This is a genomic window from Streptomyces sp. NBC_01334 (assembly GCF_035983595.1).
GTDB lineage: Bacteria > Actinomycetota > Actinomycetes > Streptomycetales > Streptomycetaceae > Streptomyces > Streptomyces coriariae.
The window spans coordinates 7,720,104-7,744,539 of the sequence record NZ_CP130718.1 but is presented as its reverse complement, the minus strand read 5'-3'; the positions used below and the strand labels follow the sequence as shown (position 1 = coordinate 7,744,539).

At 70.6% G+C, this 24,436-nt stretch carries 14 protein-coding genes and 1 pseudogene; 4 read left to right on the top strand and 11 right to left on the bottom strand.

The window, feature by feature from the left end; genetic code table 11:
- Positions 1-15 precede the first annotated feature (15 nt).
- The gene (lpdA, locus tag OG736_RS34495) at positions 16-1,428 is read right to left on the bottom strand and encodes a dihydrolipoyl dehydrogenase (protein ID WP_327185870.1); all 1,413 of its coding nucleotides are present in this window, start codon (positions 1,426-1,428) and stop codon (positions 16-18) included.
- 86 nt (positions 1,429-1,514) lie between these two features.
- On the opposite strand from lpdA, the gene OG736_RS34490 reads away from it, so the two are divergent.
- Positions 1,515-1,865: a DUF6980 family protein gene (locus OG736_RS34490; RefSeq protein ID WP_327185869.1), complete on the top strand. Its 351-nt coding sequence runs from the start codon at positions 1,515-1,517 to the stop codon at positions 1,863-1,865.
- Between the two features lie 107 nt (positions 1,866-1,972).
- On the opposite strand, the gene OG736_RS34485 is transcribed toward OG736_RS34490, so the two are convergent.
- Both OG736_RS34485 and OG736_RS34480 read right to left on the bottom strand, forming a co-directional pair.
- Entirely contained in the window at positions 1,973-5,905 is a 3,933-nt protein-coding gene (locus OG736_RS34485) for a glycoside hydrolase family 2 TIM barrel-domain containing protein (protein ID WP_442817110.1), read from the bottom strand.
- A 178-nt stretch (positions 5,906-6,083) separates the two neighbouring features.
- Positions 6,084-10,319, bottom strand: coding sequence for a bifunctional nitrate reductase/sulfite reductase flavoprotein subunit alpha (locus OG736_RS34480; protein WP_327185868.1), 4,236 nt, complete (start codon positions 10,317-10,319; stop codon positions 6,084-6,086).
- A 1,556-nt stretch (positions 10,320-11,875) separates the two neighbouring features.
- Between OG736_RS34480 and OG736_RS34475 the strand changes: the two genes are divergently transcribed.
- Complete coding sequence (locus OG736_RS34475; RefSeq protein WP_327185867.1) at positions 11,876-12,775, top strand: TetR/AcrR family transcriptional regulator; 900 nt, start codon at positions 11,876-11,878, stop codon at positions 12,773-12,775.
- A 108-nt stretch (positions 12,776-12,883) separates the two neighbouring features.
- Here OG736_RS34475 and OG736_RS34470 read toward each other — a convergent pair.
- The 3 genes and pseudogenes from OG736_RS34470 to OG736_RS34460 form a co-directional block, all read right to left on the bottom strand.
- A pseudogene (locus OG736_RS34470) lies at positions 12,884-12,979 on the bottom strand (IS5/IS1182 family transposase); the annotation flags it as partial.
- 106 nt (positions 12,980-13,085) lie between these two features.
- Positions 13,086-14,639, bottom strand: coding sequence for a pectate lyase family protein (locus OG736_RS34465; RefSeq protein WP_327185866.1), 1,554 nt, complete (start codon positions 14,637-14,639; stop codon positions 13,086-13,088).
- Between the two features lie 1,047 nt (positions 14,640-15,686).
- Entirely contained in the window at positions 15,687-16,184 is a 498-nt protein-coding gene (locus OG736_RS34460) for a hypothetical protein (RefSeq protein WP_327185865.1), read from the bottom strand.
- A gap of 410 nt (positions 16,185-16,594) precedes the next feature.
- Here OG736_RS34460 and OG736_RS34455 point away from each other — a divergent pair, with 410 nt between their 5' ends.
- Positions 16,595-16,942 (top strand): hypothetical protein, encoded by a 348-nt coding sequence (locus OG736_RS34455; RefSeq protein WP_327185864.1) that lies wholly within the window; start codon positions 16,595-16,597, stop codon positions 16,940-16,942.
- A 207-nt stretch (positions 16,943-17,149) separates the two neighbouring features.
- Here the strand turns inward: OG736_RS34455 and trhA are convergent, their stop codons facing one another.
- The 3 genes from trhA to OG736_RS34440 all read right to left on the bottom strand — a co-directional run bounded on the left by trhA (position 17,150) and on the right by OG736_RS34440 (position 19,742).
- Positions 17,150-17,944 (bottom strand): PAQR family membrane homeostasis protein TrhA, encoded by a 795-nt coding sequence (gene trhA, locus OG736_RS34450; RefSeq protein WP_327185863.1) that lies wholly within the window; start codon positions 17,942-17,944, stop codon positions 17,150-17,152.
- Between the two features lie 104 nt (positions 17,945-18,048).
- The gene (locus OG736_RS34445; protein ID WP_327185862.1) at positions 18,049-18,381 is read right to left on the bottom strand and encodes a MerR family transcriptional regulator; all 333 of its coding nucleotides are present in this window, start codon (positions 18,379-18,381) and stop codon (positions 18,049-18,051) included.
- A gap of 839 nt (positions 18,382-19,220) precedes the next feature.
- A complete protein-coding gene (locus OG736_RS34440; protein WP_327185861.1) occupies positions 19,221-19,742 on the bottom strand; it encodes a hypothetical protein in 522 nt (173 codons plus the stop codon).
- 467 nt (positions 19,743-20,209) lie between these two features.
- On the opposite strand from OG736_RS34440, the gene OG736_RS34435 reads away from it, so the two are divergent.
- Positions 20,210-22,186 (top strand): M1 family aminopeptidase, encoded by a 1,977-nt coding sequence (locus OG736_RS34435; protein ID WP_327185860.1) that lies wholly within the window; start codon positions 20,210-20,212, stop codon positions 22,184-22,186.
- A 141-nt stretch (positions 22,187-22,327) separates the two neighbouring features.
- On the opposite strand, the gene OG736_RS34430 is transcribed toward OG736_RS34435, so the two are convergent.
- Positions 22,328-22,837, bottom strand: coding sequence for an O-acetyl-ADP-ribose deacetylase (locus tag OG736_RS34430; RefSeq protein ID WP_327185859.1), 510 nt, complete (start codon positions 22,835-22,837; stop codon positions 22,328-22,330).
- A 35-nt stretch (positions 22,838-22,872) separates the two neighbouring features.
- On the bottom strand, positions 22,873-24,285 hold the full coding sequence (locus OG736_RS34425; protein WP_327185858.1) for a phytoene desaturase family protein: 1,413 nt from the start codon (positions 24,283-24,285) through the stop codon (positions 22,873-22,875).
- Positions 24,286-24,436 lie beyond the last annotated feature (151 nt).

Here is a 24,436-nt window from a genome sequence, read left to right as displayed (position 1 = left end):
GTCCGCGGAGGGCCGCTACATGTTGATCATGTGCCCGGCCAGGCCGTGCACGGCCTCCTTGACGGCCTCGCCCAGCGTCGGGTGGGCGTGGACGTTGCGGGCGACCTCGTGGACGGTGAGGTCCCACTGCTGGGCGAGCGTCAGCTCGGGGAGCAGCTCGGTGACGTCGGGGCCGATCAGATGACCGCCGATGAGCTCGCCGTACTTGGCGTCGCTGATCAGTTTCACGAAACCGGTGGTGTCGCCGAGGCCGTGCGACTTGCCGTTCGCGGTGAACGGGAACTTCGCCACCTTGACGTCGTAACCCTTTTCCCGCGCCTGGGCCTCGGTGTAGCCGAAGCTGGCGACCTGGGGCTGGCAGTAGGTGGCGCGCGGGATCATGGCGTAGTCCAGCTCCATGGTCTCCGCGTCGGCGAGGGTCTCGGCGGCGATGACGCCCATGGCCTCGGCGGCGTGCGCGAGCATCAGTTTCGCGGTGACGTCGCCGATGGCGTAGATGTGCGGGACGGAGGTGCGACAGCGGCCGTCGACGTCGATCGCGCCGCGCTCGGTGACCCGCACGCCCGTGTTCTCCAGGCCGTAGCCGGTGACGTTCGGGGCGAAGCCGATCGCCTGGAGCACCTTGTCGGATTCCAGGACCTGCTGGGCGCCGTCCTTGCCGGTGACCGTGACGCGGACCCGCGGACCGGACTCGTCGATGGACTCCACCCGGGTGGAGGTCAGCACGTCGATGCCCAACTTGCGGTACTGCTTGGCCAGTTCGGCGGAGACCTCGGCGTCCTCCAGGGGCGCGACCCGGTCCAGGAACTCGACGATCGTGACCTTCACACCGTAGTTGTGCAGGACGTACGCGAACTCGATGCCGATGGCGCCGGCGCCCGCGATGACGATCGACTGCGGAAGGTCGTCGGCGAGGATCTGCTCCTCGTACGTCACCACGCGCGCACTGCGCTTGGTGCCGGGGAGCAGCTTGGGGGTGGCGCCGGTGGCGATGATGCAGTGGTCGAAACCGAGGGTGCGGGTCTCCCCGTCGTAACCGGTTACCCGCAGGGTGTGGTCGTCGACGAAAGCGCCGCGGCCGTCGAACTCGGTGATCTTGTTCTTCTTCATCAGGTAGTGGACGCCCTTGACCCGGCCGTCGGCGACCTTGCGGCTGCGGCGGTACGCCTCTCCGTAGTCGAAGGAGACCTGTCCGTCGACCTTGATCCCGAAGGTCTTCGCCTCACGGGTGAAGATGTGGGCGAGCTCGGCGTTGCGCAGGAGGGCCTTGGTGGGGATGCAGCCCACGTTCAGGCAGACGCCGCCCCAGTATTTCTCCTCGATAACGGCGACGCGCTTGCCCAGCTGGGCGGCGCGGACCGCGGCGACGTAGCCGCCCGGACCGGCGCCTAGGACCACGACGTCGAAGCGTTCGTCCTGCTCGGTCATGGATTCGATTCCTTTTCCGTGGAGTGCGATACGGGTGATGCGTGCTGCCGTTCCGATTCTCGCGCGCCGACGGGGAGAATGTGTGAGTGATCGATCACTGCTGCGCCGAGATGACCCGCCAGGCCGACCTGCGATGCCAAGCGCACCCCGACGTCTTCGCCTGCCCGGACGCGCTGGTGCGGTTCGAACCGAAGTTCCGGGAGTACGGGCTGATCGTCCACGACGGAGGGACGGCCTCCCGGGAGATCGCCTTCTGTCCGTGGTGCGGCGCGCGTCTGCCGGAGTCGCGACGGGACCGGTGGTTCGACGCGCTCGAGGAACGGGGGATCGATCCCTGGGAGGACGAGGTGCCGCCGGAGTTCGAGGACGACCGGTGGCTGCGCGAAGGCAGTGCCGACCCGCGGTCGCCCGGCGAAGACCTGCCGCGTTCTCGCTGAGGCGTCGGAGAGGCGCGCCGACGGTACGGGCACGCGGGTCCGGCATGCGTTGCCGTACCCGGTCCGTACCGCCGGCAGGGGTGGAGCGGTGGAAGCGGTGGAAGCGGTTACTCGGAGGTTGCCGTTGGCCGCCGCGACGCGGACGTCGCCCTGTCCACGTCGGTCAACGGCCGGAGCCGGTAGGTGTACGCGTAGTCGCGGTCGGCGAACAGCTTGTACTCGTCGTGGGTGTGCGCGCCCCAGCTGTTGTCACCGCCGACGCCCATCTGCCGGTGGTTCAGGCGCAGTACGACCTCCTTGCGAGGGGTGAGCTGGTAGTCGTGGCGGGCTCCGACGGACAGGTCCTCGGGAGTGAAGTGCGAGGCGTTGAACTCCAGCAGCGGCTCGCCGGAGACCAGCAGGCCGTTGCCGTCGCCGTCGGTGAGGGCGACCCAGCGCACGTCCGTCTTGTTGCCGTTCTCCTGGGGCCGCAGATAGGAGGTCCACTGCCCGGTGACGGTGCCGGAGTACCGGCCCACGTCGGTGGCGTCGTTGCGGTCCCAGTGGTTCTCCTCGGGACCGCGGCCGTAGTAGTGCAGCTTCTCCAGGCGGGCGGGCAGGAACAGCAGCGTGCCGACCTCCGGGATGTACGGCAAGGAGGCGGCGCCCGGGTGCAGGGTGTTGTCGACCTTGATCTCACCGTTTCCGAAAACGGTGTAGGTGGTGGTGTACGTCGATTCCGTCGTGGTGGGCAGCGTGCCGGCCACCTTGATCTCCACGGCCCGGTCGCGCAGCGCCCGCACGCTCACCTCGGTGACCTTGCGACGCGCGCCGGCGTCGCGCCAGGTCTGGTTGCGGGTGTGCTGCCCGTTTCCCCGGTCGTTGTCGGTGGGGGCACGCCAGAAGTTGGGGGCCGGTCCCGAGGAGATCAGCCGGGTGCCGTGGGCCTCGTAGGAGGTGATGACGCCGGTCTTCTTGTCGACGGTGACCGAGAAGTTCCCGCCCTTGACGGTGACCGACCCGGCGCTGTCCCGGTGACTGAGCGCCGGGACGCCGGCCAGGGGCACGGGCGTGACGGCGGGGCTCCCGGCGTCGACGGCGAGTTGCTGGCGCGCCACCTCGAAGCCGGACTTCGCCCACTGCGTCTTCTCCCTGGTGGTGAACGACAGTTGGAGGAAGTACTCGGCACCCGGCGCCGGATGGTCCGGCAGCTCGAAGGGCACCGTGATGTCCTTGCTCGACAGCGCGGCCACATCGAGCTGGGCACGGCTCAGCTTTCCGCGCCGGACCACTTCCCCGTCCCGTACGAGTTCCCAATGTCCGTCGAATTCACGGAGGTTGGTGAACAGGTACTCGTTGGTGAGGGTGACCGCGGCTCCGGGCGCGAGCAGGCCGCCGGAGGCCGGGGCGGCACCCACGGCCTGGTAGATGCGCTTGACCTCGGCGGACTTGCCGGTGGCCCCGCGGTCGGCGGTGACGATGCCGTCGCCGGAGAACGCACCGTCGTTGGGGTTGTCGCCCCAGTCGCCCCCGTAGGCGCGGAACGACTTCTCGCGGGGGCGCTTCTCGGTGAGGCCGACGGTGGCGGCGTCGAACCAGAACCGTACGCCGTCGTCGCCGGGACCGCGGTCGGCGGAGGCCAGTTCGGCCGCGCTCAGCGCCCGGGCGTACACGCGTGCCCGCCGGACGGTGCCGCTGAACTCCCGGGTCGGGTTGTCGACGTCGGTGGCCAGGGACAGCGGCGCGGTGTTGTTGCCGGGGCGCACCGTGGTGGTGCGGGTGGCCCGGACCGCGCCGTCGACGTACAGGGTCAGCGTGCCGGCCGCCGCGTCGAAGACACCCGCGACCTGGTGCTCGGTGCCGGTCCAGTCGCCCGGCAGTGCCCAGCTCGCGGTGATCCACTGGCCGCTGCCGTAGATGAAGAACTCGAGGGTCCTGTTCGTCTGTTTCAGGGCGTACTGGGTGTCGCCCTTGGCGAGGATCGGCTGGTGGTAACCGGTTACGTGCGGGGTGATCCAGGCTTCCAGCGTGAGGGAGCCGGTGAGGTCCAACGATGTGTCGCGGGCGAAAACGGTTCCGCCGGAGACCCCCTCCTCGCGGGTGAAGGTGCCGCTGGAGGCGATGAGCTCGCCCCCGAGTGCGGCGGGCCCCGCCTCGGTGAACAGCTTGCGGACGGGGGTGGGCCAGTCGAGGGCCTGGTCGACGAAGTCCCAGATCCAACCGCCCTGGAGCACGTCGTGACGGCGGATCAGGTCCCAGTACTTCTTGAAGTTCCCGCTGGAGTTCCCCATCGCGTGGGAGTACTCGATCATCACGTACGGCCGGGTGTCGCTCGTGTCCCCGGCCCGCGCCTCGACGCGCGCGGGGGTGTCGTACATCTCGGAGCGGATGTCGCTGATCCCCGGGCGGTCGTCGCCCTCGTACTGGATGACGCGGGTGGTGTCGTAGGAGCGGATCCAGTCGTGCATGGCGTTGAACGTGGTGCCGCCGCCGGCCTCGTTGCCCAGGGACCAGATGACGACCGACGCGTGGTTCTTGTCGCGGTGGACCATGTTCTGGGCGCGGGCCACGCACGCCGTCGTCCACTCGGCGTGGTTGCCGGGGTACTCGCTGCGGATGCCGTGGGTCTCGAGGTTGGTCTCGTCCACGAGGTACAGGCCGTACTCGTCGGCGAGCTCCAGCCAGAGCGGGTTGTTGGGGTAGTGCGAGGTGCGGACGGTGTTGATGTTCAGCCGCTTGATGATCCCGATGTCCTCGACGAGGTCGGCGCGGGTGAGGGCCGAGCCGCGGGTCGGGTGCATCTCGTGCCGGTTGGTGCCCCGGAAGGAGACCGGCTTGCCGTTGATGCGCATCAGTCCGTCCTGGAGCGCGAACTCGCGCAGGCCCACGCGGTGGGAAAGGGTTTCGATCACCTTTCCGGACGGGTCGCGCAGCCGGAGCACGGCGGTGTAGAGGTACGGATGTTCGGCCGACCACAGGCGCGGCGCGGGCACGGCCTTCGCGGCCTGTACGGCCGTCTCCTCCCCGGCGCCGAGCGCGACGGCCTGTTGCAGGGGCCGGGGCCACACCGGGTGCCCGCCCGCGTCGTAGAGCTGTGTCTCGACGGAGTAGCGGCCGGCACCCTGTCCGCCGTAGTCCCGCACGCTCGCGGTGACCGACAGCCGGGCCGCCTTGTGGTCATCGCTCAGCGGGGTGTCCAGCCTGAAGTCACGCAGGTGCACGGCCGGTGTGGAGTACAGGTAGACCGAGCGGAAGATGCCGCTCAGCCGGATCATGTCCTGGTCCTCCAGCCAGTCGCCGTCCGAGTAGCGGTAGACCTCCACCGCGATCTGGTTGGTGCCCGGCTTGAGGTGCGGGGTGATGTCGTACTCGGCGGGGTCGTAGGAATCCTCGTGGTAACCGACCAACTCGCCGTTGATCCACACGTAGTGGGCGGACTTGACCCCTTCGAAGTGAAGGAACGTCCGCCGTCCCGCCCAGCCGCGCGGGACCGTGAAGCTACGCCGGTACTGGCCCACGGGGTTGTAGCGGGTGGGGGCGGCCGGCGGCTGTGCCTCCTCCCCCAGCCCGTTGGCGCCCCACCACGGGTAGGTGATGTTGATGTAGATCGGGCGGTCGTAACCGTGCAACTGCCAGGCGGCGGGAACCGGGATGGCGTCCCAGCCGCTGTCGTCGACGTCGGTGCGGTGGAAGTCGGGGTCCCGGTCGTCGGGACGGTCCGCGTGGGCGAACTTCCAGGTGCCGTCGAGGCTCAGCCGGTACGGCGAGCGGGTGCGGTCGGCGGCGAGGGCCTGGGCGAGATCCGCGTACGGCATGAGGGTGGTGTGCGGGGCTTCGGTACCGAGCCGGAAGACGTCGATGGCGCCGTTCCACTCCGGGGTGCCGTCCGCCGCGACGGCCCGGTGGGCGGTGGACGGCGCGGACAGGGCGAGCGCGCCGAGGACGGCGGCCGACCCTTCGAGCAGACGACGACGGCTGACGGCCGTCCGCCGGGGGTGGTCCGGTTCCACCCACTGGGGGCGGTCCGGCCGGTCCATGGACGACACATGCGGGTGCGACATGACCACGACCTTCCTCGGGGCGACCCGTGCGGCTTCGCACGGACGGAGGGTGCGTCAGATCTTGTCCACTCCTGTTGAATAAACGAACATAGACGCGCCGCGATGACCGAATATCAACTCTCTTCGGCGCAACGCCACTTGGTGCCCGCGCCTCCCACGGGCCTTTTGGTGACTCCCGTCAGTACACGTCCCGCACGTACCGCTTGTCGGAGGCGAGCTGCTTCACATAGGCCGCCGCCTCCGGCTCGCTCAGGCCGCCGTGCAGGACCGCGACGTCGCGCAGGGCCAGGTCGACGTCCTTGGCCATCCGGGAGGCGTCGCCGCAGACGTAGAAGTGGGCGCCGTCCTGGAGCCAGGACCACAGGTGCGAGCCGTGCTCGCGGATCCGGTCCTGGACGTAGACCTTGGCGCGCTGGTCGCGGGAGAAGGCGGTGTCCAGACGGGCGAGGGTGCCGTCGTCCAGGAGGGCGGCCAGCTCCTCCTCGTAGTAGAAGTCCGTCGCCCGGTGCTGCTCGCCGAAGAACAGCCAGTTGGGAGCCCGGTGCCCACGCGCCCGGCGCTCGTGGAGGAAGCCGACGAAGGGCGCCACGCCGGTGCCGGGGCCGACCATCACCATCGGGGTGGCCGGGTCGGCCGGCGGACGGAAGTGCGGGGAGCGCTGCACATGGACGGCCACCTCGGTGCCGGGCTCGGCGTCGGCCAGGAAGGGCGAGCAGACGCCCTGCCGGGGACGGCCGGCCAGGTTCTCGTACCGCACGACGGAGACGGTGAGCGAGACGAGGTGGGGGTCGGTCAGCGGGCTGGACGAGATGGAGTACAGCCTCGGCTGCAGCCGCCCCAGCAACTCGGCCCACTCCTGCGCGTCGGCGCGGACACCGAACTCGGCGGCCACGTCGACGGCCTGGCGGCCCCAGGACCACTTCGCCAGCTCGTCCTTGTTGTCGGGGCGCAGCAGCTTGCGCAGTTCACGCGGGTCGCGGGTGCGGTCGGCGGTGAAGCGCAGCAGGGCCGGGGTGATCCGGGTGATGTCGAGGTGACGCAGGAAGGCCTCCCCGAGAGCGACCTGACCGACGCCGTTCACCTGCACGGGCGCGTGCGCGTCGAGGCCCGTGACGCTCAGCCACTCCGCCACCACGTCCGGGGAGTTGAGGGGGCGTACGCCCAGGGCGTCGCCCGCCTCGTAGACGAGCGGGGTCTCGCTGTCGCGGGTGTCGAAGGTGAAGCGCCGGACCTCCTTGCCGGAGCCCGGCAGGCTCAGCAACCGGTTGCCGGTCAGGCGCGCGGTGACGGGAGCGGGGCGTTTGGGGCGGGGCGCGGCGGGCGCCTTCGGCACAGCGACGGAAACGGCTTCCGTAACGGTCACCGGTGCCTGAGCGGTGGCAGGAACCCGGGTGGCAGGAACCCCGGTGGCCGGGACCTGGCCGCCGCCCGGGGCCGCGGGCACCGGTTCCGTGGCCTCCTTCAGGGCGGTGGCCACCTGGTCGAGCCAGGCCTCCGCCTCCGTCTCGTAGTCCGGCTCGCAGTCGGTGCGGGGGGCCAGCCGGACCGCGCCGAGTTCGTCCAGCCGACGGTCGAGCCGCCGGCCGTGCCCGCAGAAGTCGTCGTACGAGGAGTCCCCGAAGGCGAGGACGGCGTAGCGGTGGCCTTCCAGACGGCCGGTGTCCAGCGCGTCCAGGCCGTCCCAGAAGCCGGCGCCGTTGTCGGGGGCGTCACCGTCGCCGAAGGTGCTGGTGATCAGCAGCAGGTCGGCGTCGGAGGGCAGCGCGGCGGGGTCGGCCTCGTCCATGGCGACGAGGGACGCCGGGTGACCGCCCGCGGTGAGCCGCTCGGCGGTGGTGGTGGCGAAGTCCTCGGCGTTGCCGGTCTGCGAGGCCCACAGGATGACGACCCGGCGCGCCGGGGGCTGCGGCGATGTGGCGGTGGCGGTGCGGGAGTACATGCCGGCGAGGGTGCCGTTGACCCACAGCGCGTGCTCGGGGCTGAAGGGGACGTCCGCCGGCAGCACCGGTACCCCGGGAGCGCCGGCCGGGATCCCGGCGAGGAAACCGACCAGGTACTGCCGTTCGCGCTCGGTCAGGACCGGCGGCGGGGCGGGGCGCAGACCGAAGACCTCGGCGGCGGCGGGCAGGACGGCGGTCGGTACGAGCACGGCGCCGGGCCCTTCCGGCACCGGGGTCCGGGTGCCCGGTGCGCTGCCGAGCGGGTACTCCGGCGTCGGCGCCTCCGTGGCCGGCGGCTGCACGGTAACCGGTGTCGACACCTTCGTCAGGGAGACCGCGCACACCTTCAGCTCGGGCTGGAAGGACAGCGGGTCGACGGCGTCGCTGGTGACCGCGTTGACGCTGAGGTACTCGCCGAACAGGTCGTTCCAGTGGAACGGCGCGAAACTGGAGCCGGGCAGGACACGGTCGGTGACGACGGCGGGCAGCACGGCCCGGCCGCGCCGCGAGGCGACCTCGACGGAGTCGCCGTCGGATATGCCGAGCGCGGCGGCGTCCTCGGGGTGCACCTCCACGAACGGGCCGGGATCCAGCTTGTTGAGCTTGGCGACCCTCGCGGTCTTCGTCAGGGTGTGCCACTGGTGCTGGAGGCGGCCGGTGTTCAGGAAGAACGGGTAGTCGTCGTCCGGCATCTCGGCGGGCGGGACATGCGGACGCGGGTGGAAGACAGCGCGGCCGGAAGCCGTGGGAAACGTGAGCGAGCCGTCGTCGTTCACATAGCGGATCGGGTTGCGGTCAGGGCCGTCGGCGGCGGCCGCCGGCCACTGCACGGGGGTGGCACGCAGCCGGTCGTAGGTCACTCCGCGCAGGTCGTAACCGGTCTGCGGGTTGTGGGCGCGCTTGATCTCCTCGAAGACCTGCTCTGCGGTGTCGTAGGTGAAACCGCTTTCGTAACCCATGGCGCGGGCGACGGCCGCGATGAGCCGCCAGTCCGCCATGGCCTCGCCGGGCGGGTCGGCGGCGGGCCGGGCGAGCGTGAGGTTGCGCTCGCTGTTGATGAGGATGCCCTCGGTCTCGGTCCACATCGCGCCCGGCAGGACAACATCGGCGTAAGCGTTTGTCTCGGTTTCGGCGAAGACGTCCTGCGCGACGACGAACTCGGCGGCCTCCAGCCCCTCGATGACCGTCCTGCGGTTGGCGACGGAGGCGACCGGGTTGGTGCAGATGATCCAGCAGGCCTTGATGTCGCCCTCGGCCATCTTCCGGAACATCTCGACGGTGCCCTTGCCGACGCCGTCGGCCCTGATCGTGCCCGGCTCGAGCCCCCACAGCTCCTCGACGAAGGCACGGTCGCCGTCGACGAGGACGGAGCGCTGGCCTGGCAGCCCCGGGCCCATGTAACCCATTTCCCGGCCGCCCATGGCGTTGGGCTGGCCGGTGAGGGAGAAGGGGCCGCTGCCCGGGCGGCAGATCCCGCCGGTGGCGAGGTGGAGGTTGATGAGCGCGTTGGTGTTCCAGGTGCCGTGCGTGGACTGGTTGAGGCCCATGGTCCAGCAGCTGGTCCACTCCGCCGCCTCGCCGATCAGCCGGGCCGCCGCACGGAGGTCGTCCTCCGGGATGCCGGTGATCTCGGCGACCGTCGCGGGCGCGTAGTCGGCGAGGAACTCCGGCATGGCCTCCCAGCCCTCGGTGTACGCGGCGACGAAGTCGGGGTCGGTGTGGCCGTTCTCGTGCAGGAGGTGGAGCAGGCCGTTGAGGAGGGCGAGGTCGGTGCCCGGCGCGACCTGGAGGAACAGGTCGGCCTTCGCGGCCGTGGCGGTGCGGCGCGGGTCGACGACGATCAGCTTGGCGCCCGCCTTCACCCGGTCCATCATCCGGAGGAACAGGATCGGGTGGCAGTCGGCCATGTTGGAACCGATGACGAGGAAGACGTCCGCCTTGTCGAGGTCCTCGTAGGAGCCGGGCGGGCCGTCGGCACCGAGAGAAAGCTTGTAACCGGTTCCGGCGCTTGCCATGCAGAGTCGGGAGTTCGACTCGATCTGGTTGGTACGGAGATAGCCCTTGGCCAGCTTGTTGGCCAGGTACTGCGCCTCGAGGCTCATCTGACCGGACACGTAGAGGGCGACCGCGTCGGGGCCGTGTTCGTCGACGATCGCCCGCAGCCGTCGTGCCGTCTCGGCGATCGCCTCGTCCACGGGGGCAGGCTCGGGTTCCGCGCCGCGGTCCGGGCGGACGAGCGCGCCGGCCAACCGGCCGGGCGCGGCGAGCATGTCGGCGGTGGTCGCGCCCTTGGTGCACAGTCGGCCGAAGTTCGCCGGGTGCCGCTTGTCGCCGGACGCCTTCAGGACCGTACGGCGCCCGTCCGGTCCGCGGCCGATGTCGAGGAGCATGCCGCAGCCCACACCGCAGTACGAGCAGACCGTGCGCACCTTCGTCGTGGTCGCGTTGTCGGTCCGCGGGTCCAACGCGGCCACGGGCGCCCCTTTCCTTCTGACGATCAGCCTGGTGAGAGCCTCTGCAAGCCTCTCTGACGGTACGAACCGTGCATTACACAGGTGTCTCCCGGACCGGCCGCCAGGAGTTAAGCCCGGCGCACACCGGGGGGCGGGCTGATGTGAGCGAGCCGCTGCCGCCCGCAGGAGGGCAGGCTACCCGGGGCGCGAGCGAGCACGTTCCGTGACGGTGCGGGGGCGGGTTTCGGCCGCGTAGGCGGTTGCGGTGCCGTTGTGCGGGGACGGGGTGCGGGCGCGGGCGTAAGCGGTTACGGACCTGTTGTGCGGGGACGGGGCCCGGGGGGCGGGCGTATGCGGTTACGTCGCCGTTGTCCGGGGACGGGGCCCGGGGGCGCACGTAGGCGGTTGCGGACCCGTTGCGCGGGGACAGGACCGAGGGCGCGCGAAACCGGTTACGGACCCGTTGCGCGGGGACAGGACCGAGGGCGCACGTAACCGGTTACGGACCTGTTGTGCGGGGACGGGGCCCGGGGGCGCACGTAACCGGTTACGGACCCGTTGCGCGGGGACAGGTTCCGGCATCACAACCGGTTGCGAGCCGTTGCGCGGAACAGGTTTGGGTTTCACAAGCGGTTACGTTCCAGCCCGCTGCGCGAGCGGTCGGGTTCCGGGCTGCGCGGGGCCCGCTCTGCGACTGCTGGGCAGACGACTCGGCCGCGGGACGGCGACCGGCGTCACCGGCCCCGCGCTGATGACTGCGGACACGAACTCGACCCCAGCCCTGCCGTCTCCCTGTGCGCCACCAGGGCTCGCTCGCACGCAGTGCGCCGCCACCATCAGCCTCAGCCACTACCGGCCACCACCGGCCATCTGTGCCGGAAGCCCGGTACGTGCGTGCGCCCCCGGCGAGCCGGCGTACGCCGAGCCGGTACGCACGTTCCTCGCACACCCAGCAACGACCCTCTGCAAAGTTACGGCCCGTTACTTGGTCATGCCCCTGAACGTTTCTCGGGCAGCGGCACACGCGGTGCCGCGGGCGCGACAGGAGAAACAGTGCTCACGGAAACGTTGTGGGGGCTGGCGACAGCCGGCGGAACGGCGATGGCGGGGGCCGTGGCGACAGACGTCTGGCGTTCTGCACGACTGCGGTTCACGGGCCGGGCCGGCCAGGAGGAATCGACCAGGGGACGGGGCGCAGCGGCGCAGGGTGAGGCGCCTCGGGGCAAGCCTGAGCAGGTCAAGCCTGAGCAGGTCAAGGCGGAGCCGGTCAAGGCGGAGCCGGTCAAGGCGACACGGGACAAGCCGGAGCGAGTCGACACGGTGCGAATCGAGACGGCGCGGGTCGAGACGGAAGTGGTCGAGACGGTGCGCGTCGGGTCGGGCCGACTCGGTCGGGCGGCCGCGGACAACGCGGGGGCCGGTACGACGGAGCGGGAGCCCGGTCAGCGGCCCGGGTCCCGGTCCCGGTCCCGGCGAAGCTGCTTGCAGCACAACATCGCCCGCGACGGTGGGACCCAGCACATCACCCTGAACGGGGACCTCAACATCAGCATCGGCCGGGAAAGCCGGGGCCCGCGGTGAGCGGCGAGGTGGGGCACGCGAGCACGTCGACGGCGACCGCTGTGCCGGGGCAGAGCAACGCGGCGCAGCACGGTGGCACGCAGTACATCACCGGCGGTGGTGACGTGAGGACCGTCAACGTGTTCGTCGTGCTGCGTGAGCGTCCGGAGGAGGACGACCGTACGATGCCTGCTCCCACGCGCCGCGAACGGCTGCGCCTGCAGATGTCGAGGGATGTCCGCGCGGCGGCGCGGGAGGTCATCACCCGGCAGGGTGTGGAGGCGTTGACGCTCGCCGAGATCGCCCGTCGGGTGGGGGTGACCCCGGCGGCTCTCTACCGGCACTTCGCCGATCTCGGGGACATCGTGCGGCGCACGGCCCGGGACATCGTCGCCGAGCTCACGGACCAGTTGCGGGAGGCCATCGAGGGCGAGCGTGAAACGGATTTCGCGGCCCGGCTGATCGCCCCGGCCCGGGTGTTCCGCCACTGGGCCCTGGCGCATCGCCAGGAGTTCCGTCTGCTCTTCGGCACGCCCACCGTGGCCGCCGGTGTGACCCACACCGATGTGACCGCCGAGTGGATCCGGCACCTCGCCGCCCTCTGGGGAGCCGAGCACATGCGGCTGTGGGCGGCTCGCCCCTACCCCATCCTGGCCGACGAGGACCTCACCCCACGGATGCGCCGGCAGATCGCCGACTACCGCGCCGCCACGGGCGTGGAAATGCCGCTCGGCGCACTGGTCGTCATGCTGTCGTGCTGGCGCACTCTCTACGGACAGGTGGCGCTGGAAGTCTTCGAGCACCTGACCCCGTTGATCACCGACCAGGAGCCGATGTTCGAACTGCTGATGCACGAAAGCGTGACCCGCATGGGGTTGGGGGCCGAATACCGGCCCCCGGACGACCTCAGGGCGTAGGAATCCCCGCCAGGATCCCTCCCCGGACCCCGCCAGGATCCCTCCCGGGGCCCCGCGAGGATCCCTCTGCGGACCGCGGCCGGAACCCCTCAGGACCCCGCCGGGATTTCCGTCGATCACCTGGCGGTGGTCGCGCCACGGCCCGCACCGGCCGCTGCTCACGGGCAGGAACGGTCGCAGCCGTTCCTGCTCCGCGTCCGACAGATCACCGCGTTCCCCCGCCCCCTCCCCCTCCCCTGCTCCCTCCCCCGCGCCATGGCCGGGACGACGAGCTGATCAGGCGGAGGCCACACGATCGGCCGGACAGCTCCTAGGCGTAGGTCTCGAACTCGGCCACCCTCGGGGTGGCACTCGAGCCCGTGATCTCGAAGGTGACCTTCTTCAGCGAGGTGGACGCGAAGGAGATGGTGCCCGCTCCGCTGCCCGAGGTCAGCTGCGCCCCGGTGTCGGCGTTGAACACCCGCCAGGAGCCGATGTTGCCGGTGGCACCGGAGGCCTCCCGGATGTTGATCTTGGAGACGGTGGTGGCCGAGCCCCACTTGATCGAGATGGAGCCGGTCGAGCCGGCCGGTGACCAGTAGGTGCTCGTGTCGCCGTCGCGGACGTTGCCGTAGCTGGTGCCGGACGCCTTGCTGGAACCGTCGGAGTCGGCGCCGATGCTCAGGTTGGTCCCGCCGGGCGTCGAGGTCGCGGTGGCGGTCGGCGTGGCGGTGGCGGTCGACGTGGGAGTCGAAGTGGCGGTCGCGGTGGGTGTCGTCGCGGCGCAGTTGCCGTCGGACACCTTCAGGCCGTTGTTGGCGCCCGCGGTCGCGGTCACGATCGACGGCACGCAGGTGGCGGCGTCGAGGCTGTAGGCGTAGGGGATGCCGACGGTCGTGTTCGACGTCGGGTTCGGTCCTGCGGGGTTGTTGTCCTCGCCCGGCGCCGACCAGGTCACGTTGTCGAAGATGTTTCCGCTGACCTGCCAGTACCCCGGCAGGTCGGTGTAGAAGGTGCCGAGGACGTCCTTGGAGTCCTTGAAGTAGTTGTTGTCGACCTTGGCCTTGCCGCCGGCCCGGGGGTTGATGCCCGACTCGTTCAGGCTGACGTAGTAGTTGTTGTAGATGTGGGCGGTGGCGCCGCGCAGCAGGGGGGTGCGGGAGTCGATGTTCTCGTACCGGTTGTGGTGGAAGGTGACCGGCCCGTTGGCGAGGTCGCTGTCGCTGGAGCCGACGAGACCGCCGCGGCCCGAGTTGCGCAGGATGCTGTAGGACAGGGTCACGTACTGGGTGCCGTCCTTCATGTCGAACAGGCCGTCGAAGCCCTCCGACTCACCGCCCGAGGCGATCAGCGTGGCGTGGTCGACCCAGACGTTGTGCACGTCGGACTCCATGCCGATGGCGTCACCGCCGTTGGAGGTGGGCGAGCCCGACTTCTTCACGTTCTGGACGGTCACGTTCTGGACGATGATGTTGCTGGACTGGCGGATGTGGATGCCGATCTGGTCGAACACGGCTCCGCTGCCGACGCCGACGAGCGTGACGTTGCTGATGCCCTTCAGTTCGATCACGCCGGCGGCGGTGTTGCAGCCTGCGCCCGACACCTTCGCGGTGTTGCCGACGGTGACGGTCCCCTCGACCTGGATGGTGATCGGGGTGCTGGTACTGGCCCGGCCGCACAGGGCCTCGTGGATCTGGGTGCCCGTGGTGGCCTTGACCGTCGTCCCGCCGGCGCCGCCGGTGGTGCCGCCGTTCTGGGTGGCGTATCCGGTCGCGCCGGCGCTGGCCGCCGACGCGGTGGGCATGGACAGGACCACGCCTGTCGCAGCCGCCAGGGCCAGCGTGCCGAGTGCCGCGGAGAGTCGCAGAGCGACTGGCTTTCTCATCCTTGCCTCGTCTTTCGTCATCGCGTACGGGGGTGCGGCGCAGTCGGTACCCGGATCCGGGGGCCGTCGAGGTCGCGCACCCATGCCATGTTCATGCCATGCGGGTACTGAAGCGGGCCTCTGCCGACCCGGTGCGGATGCCGTATGCGCCACGGGCCGGAAGGGACGGTGATGCCGATGTGGTGCGGGCGGTGCCGCTGTGATGTCTGCGGCGCGAAGGCCATGCGGGCGACGCGGTCGGGACCAGGCCGGGACGCATGCATGCCGAGGCGACGCGGGCGGGAACGCCGCGGAGAGCGGGACGACGGGGGAACGGAGCCGTCAAGGCCCCGGCCGGCCCCTGGTGCGGGTGCCCGCCGCCGCGGCCACGGCGACGAGCGCGATGCGTCCGCGCCCCGGAGCGCATCCCGGAGTCCTGGCGCGTCGGCACCTCGGTACGGTCAGCCCTGGCCAGCCTTGCGCCGGATCGGTTGCGGCGCGCGGGCTGCTCCACGGCCAATACCGCGGGCCGCTCCCCCGGCACGGTCAACAGGTGCCGGGAAAGCGCTTTCTCCACGCGAGGATAGGGCGGTCGCCACGGGGTGACAAGTATGTGAACGTCGATCGATCTGTCGAACTCTCACTGCTACCCGATCGGACGCCCCGGCGGCACTGAACGCCATGGAGGGCGATGGACCCTCGCATCCTTGGCGCCCTGCTCAACCTGCTCCACAGTTCACATACATGAACACACGATGGCTAGATGGAGTCCTGCCCACGCCGCCGAAGGCCTCGCCGTGTGCGCCTGGAGTCGAAGCTCGGTACCGGCGCACCCCCCTTGTTCGTCCGCCCGGCCCAGCGGGCGGGCGGGCGCGGGCGACCCCTGACCCGCATGCCGATGCCGATGCCGATGCCGATGCCGGGCCAGATCGGCTCGACCGCACGACAACACTCACCGCTGATCAATGCTCGATGTTCGCTCGGGGAAGTCCGGTGCGGTTCCGCGGCGTCCGCGGGGGCGCAGGAACTGCGCGTCCGGGGCGGCGCACCGGACTTCCGACAACGCGTTCAGCAACCGCCGCAGTTGTAGTACAGGACGTCCCAGTGGTTGCCCTCGTCGGCGTAGACGTTGCCGGAGCCCGAGCGGTACTGCGGGGCGCCGTCGCCGCGCAGGCCGATGTAAGTGAAGGCGCTCTTGATGTAGTTGGTGACGCAGGTGTTCTTGCCGTAGTCGAGCTTGTAGCCGTTCCAGTGCGAGTAGGTGCCGCTCGCGTGGCCGGTCTCCGTGCCGCCGGTGATGTTGAGCGCGCAGCCGGTGGCCCGCTTCAGCGTCTGCGCACCCTGGGCGGTGGACAGGTTCAGCTGCTCGAAGGACGTACAGGTGGAGTTGTTGCGGTCGGAGCAGTTGCCGGACGAGGACCAGGTGATACCCACCTCGCGGAACATCGAGGTGGCCGTGGCGTGACTGACCTTGGTGACGGCGAAGGCGTCGGTCGCAGTGCCGAGGACGGCGACGCCGGGGGCGACCACGAGCACGAGGGCGGTCAGTGCGGAGCGGAACTTCATGAAGGAACCCTTCCTGCGGACGACCGTGCTTCCTGTGGAATGGCTGTGCAGACGGTGAAGGCAGTGCAGGGAGATGGTGCCCGACCTCTACGCGCGTTCGCCAGAGGACGGGCGGTCTTCGAACACCTGGTGCCACGAGCCGTCCCGACACCTCGGGCGGGCGCCACTCGCCCCGGCCCCCTACGGATGTCCTCGAGCAGCGAACCCGAGACAGCGGATGGCGTCAGCGCAGGGTGAGCGCGGTCTCGGACCGGAGGGGGAAGAGTGCACCGCTCACTGTGTGTCGAACCGATGTGCCCGCCCGGTCGGCACGCAACGGCGGGAGTCCGCCTACCGCCTGAGTACGCGGCACCCGGGATCTGAGTAGCCGGACGGCTGTGCGGCAGCGGCCGCCCGGATGGGATGGAGGCATGAACGCATCCACCTCCACCTCCGTCCCCGCTCCCCCGGTCCAGTCCGCGTCGCCGACGGACCGCACACGGCGGTGGGCCGCCGTGGCCGCCCTCCTGTTCGTACCGGCAGTCGTGGCGACCGCCGTGTCGACGCTGACCTCGGAGCGGGCGGGGCGGTGTCTGACGTACGGCGAGCAGTGCACCCCCGCGCTGCCCGGCTGGCTGTTCGCATGGAGTGCGGGCGTCGGCGCTGTGGCCTTCCTCATCGCCGTGGCCGCCCCGGCCCTGCGGGTACGGCAGGCGGCGCTCGTCGCCCAGTTCCTCGCAGAGGGCACCGCGCTGCTCGTCATCCTCAGCCACGCCTGATCCCACCAGGAGCAGGGGCGGGCGGGCCCACCCGGACTCCTCCGGCGCCAGGACCCGGCGGTGGGCACAGGACGGTCGTCGCTGCCGTCTGCGCCGTCACTGCCGTCACTGCCGTCACTGCCGATGTGAACCAGACACTGCGGTGCTACGGACGCCAATGCCCCGTGAGTCCCGGGAAACAGCGGCCGTGGCCGACCGTCGACGCGGTCAGGTGGCTGCCAGGAGGATGGCCGTGTAGTGCGCGGTGAAGGCGGCGATGGTCAGGGCGTGGAAGACCTCGTGGAAGCCGAACCAGGACGGTGAGGGGTCGGGGCGCTTGAGTCCGTAGACGACGGCGCCCGCGGTGTAGAGCAGGCCGCCGGCGATGACGAGTACGACAACCGCGATGCCGCCGGTGCGGGCGAAGTCCGGCAGGTAGAAGACGGCCACCCAGCCGAGGGCGATGTAGCACGGGGTGTACAGCCAGCGGGGAGCGCCGATCCACAGGATGCGGAAGGCGATGCCGACCAGAGCGCCTGCCCACACCGCGGCCAACAGCACCCGCTGCTGACCCGCGGGCAGCAGCAGTACCGCCAGCGGGGTGTAGGTGCCGGCGATGATCAGGAAGATGTTCGCGTGGTCCAGCCGCCGCAGGACCGCCTCCCCGCGCGGGCCCCAGGTGCCGCGGTGGTAGACCGCGCTGGTGCCGAACAGCAGGCAGGCCGACAGCGCGTACACCGAGCAGGCCGCCACCGCCGCCGCCGAGCGCGAGACGGCGATCAGGACGATCCCGCCGACCAGCGCCAGGGGGAACACACCGGCGTGCAGCCACCCGCGCAGCCGGGGCTTCAGGACGGCCGCCGCACGATCCACCCCGCCTTCGAGCCCGACGGCGGCGGTCAGCCGGCCGGCTGTACCGGCAGGCGCATCGACCGCCGGGGCGAGCGGGACGTCGGGCGGGGCTTCGGGGCCGGGCTGGGATTCCCGTCCGTGTACCGGCGGTTGAGCATCTTCGGCGATCATGCGCTCGTATTCTCGAATCGGCTGATCAGTGCGGACTGGCGCGTCGCTGCGGGCTGAGGGCTTCGGGTGCTGGCCGCCGGCTGCCGGCTGCTGGCTGCTGCGGGTCAGATGCCGGCCGTTTGCCCGGAGGCGGCGCGGCGGTACTCGGCGTTGATGCGCTGGGCTTCCTCGAGTTGGTCTTCGAGGATGATGATGCGGCAGGCGGCCTCGATGGGGGTCCCGTGGTCGACGAGTTCCCGGGCGCGGGCGGCGATCCGCAACTGGTAGCGGGAGTAGCGGCGATGTCCGCCCTCGGAGCGGAGCGGGGTGATCAGGCGGGCTTCGCCGATGGCGCGGAGGAAGCCCTGCGTGGTGCCGAGCATCTCGGCGGCCCGGCCCATGGTGTAGGCGGGGTAGTCATCGTCGTCGAGACGGTCGTAGGAGTCGTCTGCTGTCACTTGCACCTCTCTGTGGAACGCGTAGAGGGGCCCTGGCACCGTACGGCGCCAGGGCCCGAAGGAACTGCTACACCATCCGCCGGCCCTTCTACTGCGCCGGCCTTCTGTTTCCGCAGACCCGACCGGGATGCAGTCGGGCGTGCTGGGATCGCGGTTGCTTGACCGGAGACCACCTCACTGTCGATGTCCTGCGGTACCCGGGCTCAAGACTTACGCCCGGGCGATCCTGATGGCGTTCGGCTCCTCCGTTCTTCCCTGGTTGATCAACTGCTTGCCAATCGGGGACTGCGTACTGCTGGTGACGCGAACTGCTCGGTGGCCTGTGGCAGCGCCACTCTTTCGGCAGCCAGCCCCGTCGCCCGTCCTGCGTCTGCTCTGGCTTGGAACCCCACTGCCGAACCTCCCGGTGCGCGCGCCCGCAGCCGACGCCTTCACCGAGGTACCGCTCACTGACTGCACTGCTGGGTACTACTGGGTACTGCCACTGCGGCACTGCTCACGGCGGCCCCTGATCACTGCGGGCCACCCGGTCCGGTCGTCAGCCCCGTCGCCGTCCTGCGACAACCCTGGCTTCGAAACTCCACCACCGCACCGTCCTGCGAACTGCAACTGCGGTACTGCTACCCGGCAGTTCGTGTCTGCCGGTCCTGCTGTCTCTCTGGGCTACGAGAGAAACCATAACCACGCCATCGCCCAATGTCTACTCTCGTCGGCATAGATTTTCGTGCGCTCGGTGGTGAGGTACGACTCCGGGCCCCGAGTCACTCCTCGACGGCAGGGGCGGGCGGCCGCACGACGACCGCCTCCTGACGGTCGGCCAACGTGAGCGACGGTCGCGCTCAGGCAACGGCCGGTGCGGGATCGCCGACGGCCATCGACTCCAACCGCTTGATCTTCTGCCGCACCACATACAGCGGGATCACTCCGAACACCCCGAACGACATGTCGGTCACGCTCCACCAGAAGGGAATCCCCCGGAGCGGTCCGCAGATCAGCGCGAGCGGGATGATCCCGGCGCAGGCGATCATCGAGAACTCGACGACCCAGATGTTGCGGACCGGGTCGCGGTAGGGGCCGTAGAAGGCGACGGCGATGACGAGATGGGCGAAGGCCAGCCAGTCCGTTCCGTAGAGGAGGAAGGGGTAGTCGGCGTCGGCGGTGTCGAGCCCGTGCCGGACACGCTCGATCCACTCCATGAGGCCGGGCAGATGCTCGGGGACGGAAAGGTGACCCAACAGCTCCTCGGTCCAGCGCAGTTCGTGCACCAGCGGGAAGGCAGTGGCCCCGCTGAGCACCAGACAGACGACGAAGAAGCCCAACCATGCGCGGATGCCCTTCACCAGGGCGGCTCGGTCGCTCATGGGGGTAGCCTACGCCCGCAATTGAACACGTTCAAAACCCCCCTCCCTCCGATGCGAGCCGACTCCCACAGGGCCGTCGGCCCGGTCGCACGGAAGTACGGACGCGGCGATGAGTCGCTCCGGACGCGGCCATGGATCACTCCGGTCGCGGCCGCGGATCGCTCCGACCACAGCCGAGCGCGCTCCGGCAGACGAGTTCAACGGCTACACCCCGGGGTCGATGACGCCACCACCCCTCGGGGCACACAAGGCGCACCCTCCAGGGCGGCACGCGGAGACCTCGGAGGCCGCGAGCGGGGGCGTCGGGTCCGGTTCCGGGGTGGACCCTTTACCCGTGCCTGATGGCATGCCCGCGTCAAATCTGTCAGGCTTCCGGCAGCCGTCGCGCACCGCCCTCCGGTACACCCACGCCGTCAGGGACAGCCACCGAGCAGGCCGGAATCCCGGCCGCCGCAAAGGAGCCACGTGTGAGACCCACCCCCCGCAAGGCCGTCGCCGCGAGCGCGCTCACCCTCGCCGCACTGGCCGCCGTCTCGCTCCCCGCCACGCCCGCGGCAGCCACGCCGGAGCGGGCCGCCTCGGTCGCGGCCGCGCCGGCTGCCGCCCCGGCGGCAGCCGGCGCACCGGACGGCATCGCCTCCACCAACGTCGCCACGCCCGGGAACGCGGCTGTCGCGCCCGCGACGGCGGCTGCCGCGGCCGACGCCTGCACCCCGGCCCAGGTGATCACCAACGGTGGCTTCGAGAGCGGCACCTCGCCGTGGACCCAGTCCTCGACCAGTGTGATCACCAGCCGCACCGGCCAGAGTGCCCACGGCGGCACCGCCTTCGCCTGGCTGGACGGCGTGGGCAGCACCCACACCGACACGCTTTCGCAGAGCGTCACGATCCCGTCCGGATGCGCCGCCGCCACCCTCACGTTCTGGCTGCACATCGACACGGCCGAGACGACCTCGTCCACCGCGTACGACAAGCTGACGGCCAAGATCGGCACGACGACACTGGCCACGTACTCGAACCTCGACAAGAACACCGGCTACGTCCAGAAGTCGTTCGACGTGTCGGCGTTCGTGGGTCAGACCGTGAGCCTCGCCTTCACCGGCACCGAGGACTCCAGCCTCCAGTCGAGCTTCGTCCTCGACGACCTCGCGCTGAACACCTCCGGCGACACCGCTCCCCCCGCCGACGCCACCCGCACCCCGGCGGCACCCTCGTACACCGTCAGCCTGACCAGCAACACGGCCGGCACGGTCTGGACCGGTCACGAGAGCGCGACCTTCACCAACGCCTCCGCGACCGCGCTCAGCGAGGTGTATCTGCGGCTCTGGGACAACTACCACGGCACCTGCACGTCGATGCCGATCGCGGTCAGCAACCTCACCGGCGGCACCGCGGGCGCCCTGTCGGTGGGCTGCACGGCCCTCCAGATCACCCTCGCCAGTCCCCTCGCCCAGGGGCAGAGCGCCACGATCGGCTTCGATCTGGGCATCACCGTGCCCAGCGGCGCCGACCGGTTCGGCTACGACGGGGCGTTCAGCTTCATCGGCAACGCGCTGCCCCTGCTGGCGGTGAAGGACGGCGCGGGCTGGCACCTGGACCCGTACACGAACAACGGCGAGTCGTTCTACTCGCTGGCCGCGGACTTCAGGGTGACCCTCGACCATCCGACCACCCTCCTGGTGCCGGCCACCGGCGCCTCGGTCGACGCCGCCGGCACCAGCGGCCGCACCGTCACCACGGCCACCGCGACCAAGGTCCGTGACTTCGCCTGGGCGGCCGGCCCGTTCAGCAAGATCTCCGGCACCTCGACCGCCGGGACCCCGATCAACGTCTACTCCGTCACCGGCATCAGCTCGGCCAACGCCCAGTCGATGCTCACCACCGCCAAGACCGCCGTGGACGCCCACGCCGCCCGCTTCGGCGCCTATCCGTACGGCGAGTTGGACGCCGTCATAGACAACAACTTCTGGTTCGGCGGCATGGAATACCCCGGCTTCGTACTCGACCTGGTCAGCACCACGGCGCTGACCCATGAGATCGGCCACCAGTGGTGGTACGGGATCGTCGGCGACGACGAGTACAACAGCCCCTGGCTGGACGAGTCGTTCACCGACTACGCCACCGACCTGGCGCTGGGCAAGACGGGCACCAGCTGCTGGAGCAGCGTCTCGTGGGCCTCGTCGGCCGAGAAGATCACCAACTCGATGGCCTACTGGGACACCCACTCCTCCCGGTACTCCACCGTCGTCTACGGCTACGGCAAGTGCGCCCTGCACGACCTGCGGCGGCTCATCGGCGAGACCGCGATGACCAAGCTGCTGAAGGACTACGCCACTGCGCACTGGTACGGCGTCTCGACCACGGCCGAGTTCAAGGCTGCCGCCCAGGCCGCCACGACCACGGACCTGACGTCGTTCTGGACCACCCACCGCATCGAGGGCTGACCCGGCCCGGGCCACCGGCCCCCTTCACCGGCCACAGGTTCCGCGGGGGCGCCCTCCGGCGTCCCCGCGGTCCCGTCGCCGGTGACCGGTCACCGGTCACCGGTCACCGACCTTCCGGCTTCCGGCCTTAGAGCCCTCCGGTCAGCCGATCAGCTCGGCGAACACCTGGTACGCCTGCTCGTCGAACAGCACGAACCGCACCTCCTCGACCGCCGTCTCCGCCGCGCGCACCGCCTCGACCGCGATACGGGCGGCATCCGCCATCGGCCAGCCGTACGCCCCTGTGGAGACGGCCGGGAACGCGACGGTACGCGCGCCCAGCTCGTCCGCGACCTCCAGGGATGCGCGGTAACAGGAGGCCAGCAGGGCGGGGTCGCCGCCGGAGACCTGGTACACGGGGCCCACGGTGTGGATCACCCAGCGGGCGTCCAGTTCCCCCGCGGTCGTGGCCACCGCCCGGCCGGTGGGCAGGCCCTTGCCGTACTGCGAGGCGCGCAGCCGTCGGCAGTCGGCGAGGATCGCGGGGCCGCCCCGGCGGTGAATGGCTCCGTCGACGCCACCGCCGCCGAGCAGCGAGGAGTTGGCCGCGTTGACGACGGCGTCCACGGACTGCCGGGTGATGTCGCCCTGGACGAGCGTGATCGTGGTCATGCCTGCGTGTATACCAACAAGCAGCGGACGGCCGCTCACCCTTGTTGCCGCAGCCTGCGCCATACGGCCTTCGCCGCGTTGTGGCCCGACATGCCGTGCACGCCCGGGCCGGGCGGGGTGGCCGAGGAGCAGATGAAGACGGCCGGGTGCGGAGTGGCGTATGGGAACGGCGTCAGCTTGGGCCGCAGCAGGATCTGGAGCCCGGAGACCGCCCCGGAGGCGATGTCCCCGCCCACGTAGTTGGCGTTGCGGGCGGCGAGTTCGGCCGGGCCCGCAGTCACCCGGGCGAGGACGCGATCACGGAACCCGGGGGCGAATCGCTCCAGTTGGCGTTCCATGGCGTCGGTGAGGTCGCCGGTCCAGCCGCTCGGCACATGGCCGTACGCCCAGAAGACATGCCGGCCGGCCGGGGCGCGGCCGGGGTCGACGACGCCGGGCTGCACCGTGATCATGAAGGGCCGGTCGGGCGCCCGGTCCTCCCGGGAGACCGCTCTGAGAGCGGCGCCGATCTCCGCGCTGTCCGCGCCGATCTGCACGGTCCCGGCGGCGCGGGCCTCCTTCGCGGTCCACGGGACCGGACCGTCGAGCGCGTAGTCGATCTTGAAGACGCCGGGTCCGTACCGGTAGCCCTCGTAGTAGTTGCCGAAGCCGGCGATGCGGCCGAGCGCGGTGGGCGAGGTGTCGAAGACGTAGGCGCGGGCCGGGGGCAGGTCGTCGAGGCGCTTGACCTCGTAGTCGGTGTGGATGCTGCCGCCGAGGTCCTCGAGGTAGGCGGCGAGGGCGTCCGAGATGGACTGGGAGCCGCCGCGGGCCACCGGCCAGCCGCGGGCGTGCGCGGCGAGGGCGAAGACCAGGCCGATGGCGCCGGTGGCGAAACCGCTCAGCGGGGCCATGACATGCCCGACGAGTCCGGCGAAGAGGGTCTTGGCCCGCTCGTCACGGAAGCGGCGGGTGAGCCAGCTGGACGGCGGCAGGCCGACCAGGCCGAAACGGGCCAGCATGACCGGGTCGCGCGGGAGCGCGGTCAGCGGCAGTGACATGAAGTCGCGGGCCAGGGTGTCCCACTTGGGCAGGAAGGGCTCGACCAGCCGACGGTACGTGCCCGCGTCGCGCGGCCCGAAGGAGGCGGCCGTCTCGGCGACCGATCTCGACAGCACCGCGGCACTGCCGTCGAGGAAGGGGTGGGCCATGGGCAGCTCGGCGTGCAGCCACTCCAGGCCGTAGCGCTCCAGGGGCAGTGCGCGGAACGCGGGTGAGTTGATGCCGAGGGGGTGCGCGGCGGAGCACGGGTCGTGGTGGAAGCCCGGCAGGGTGAGCTCCTCGGTGCGGGCTCCTCCGCCCACGGTGTCCCGCGCCTCGAAGAGCGCCACGGAGAAGCCACGCCTGGCCAGCTCCACCGCCGCGGTCAGCCCGTTGGGCCCCGCTCCCACCACGACCGCATCGAGCATCGACGGCACTTCGACCCCTTCGTCAGCCGGTGACCTCCGTAGACCGGCGGCCACCACGATCAGGATATGCCGGGGGTACGACAACACCTGCGGCGCGGGGCCCTCGATACATCCCCGAATGCCTCGATCGAACCGTGCCCAGGGGGCATCC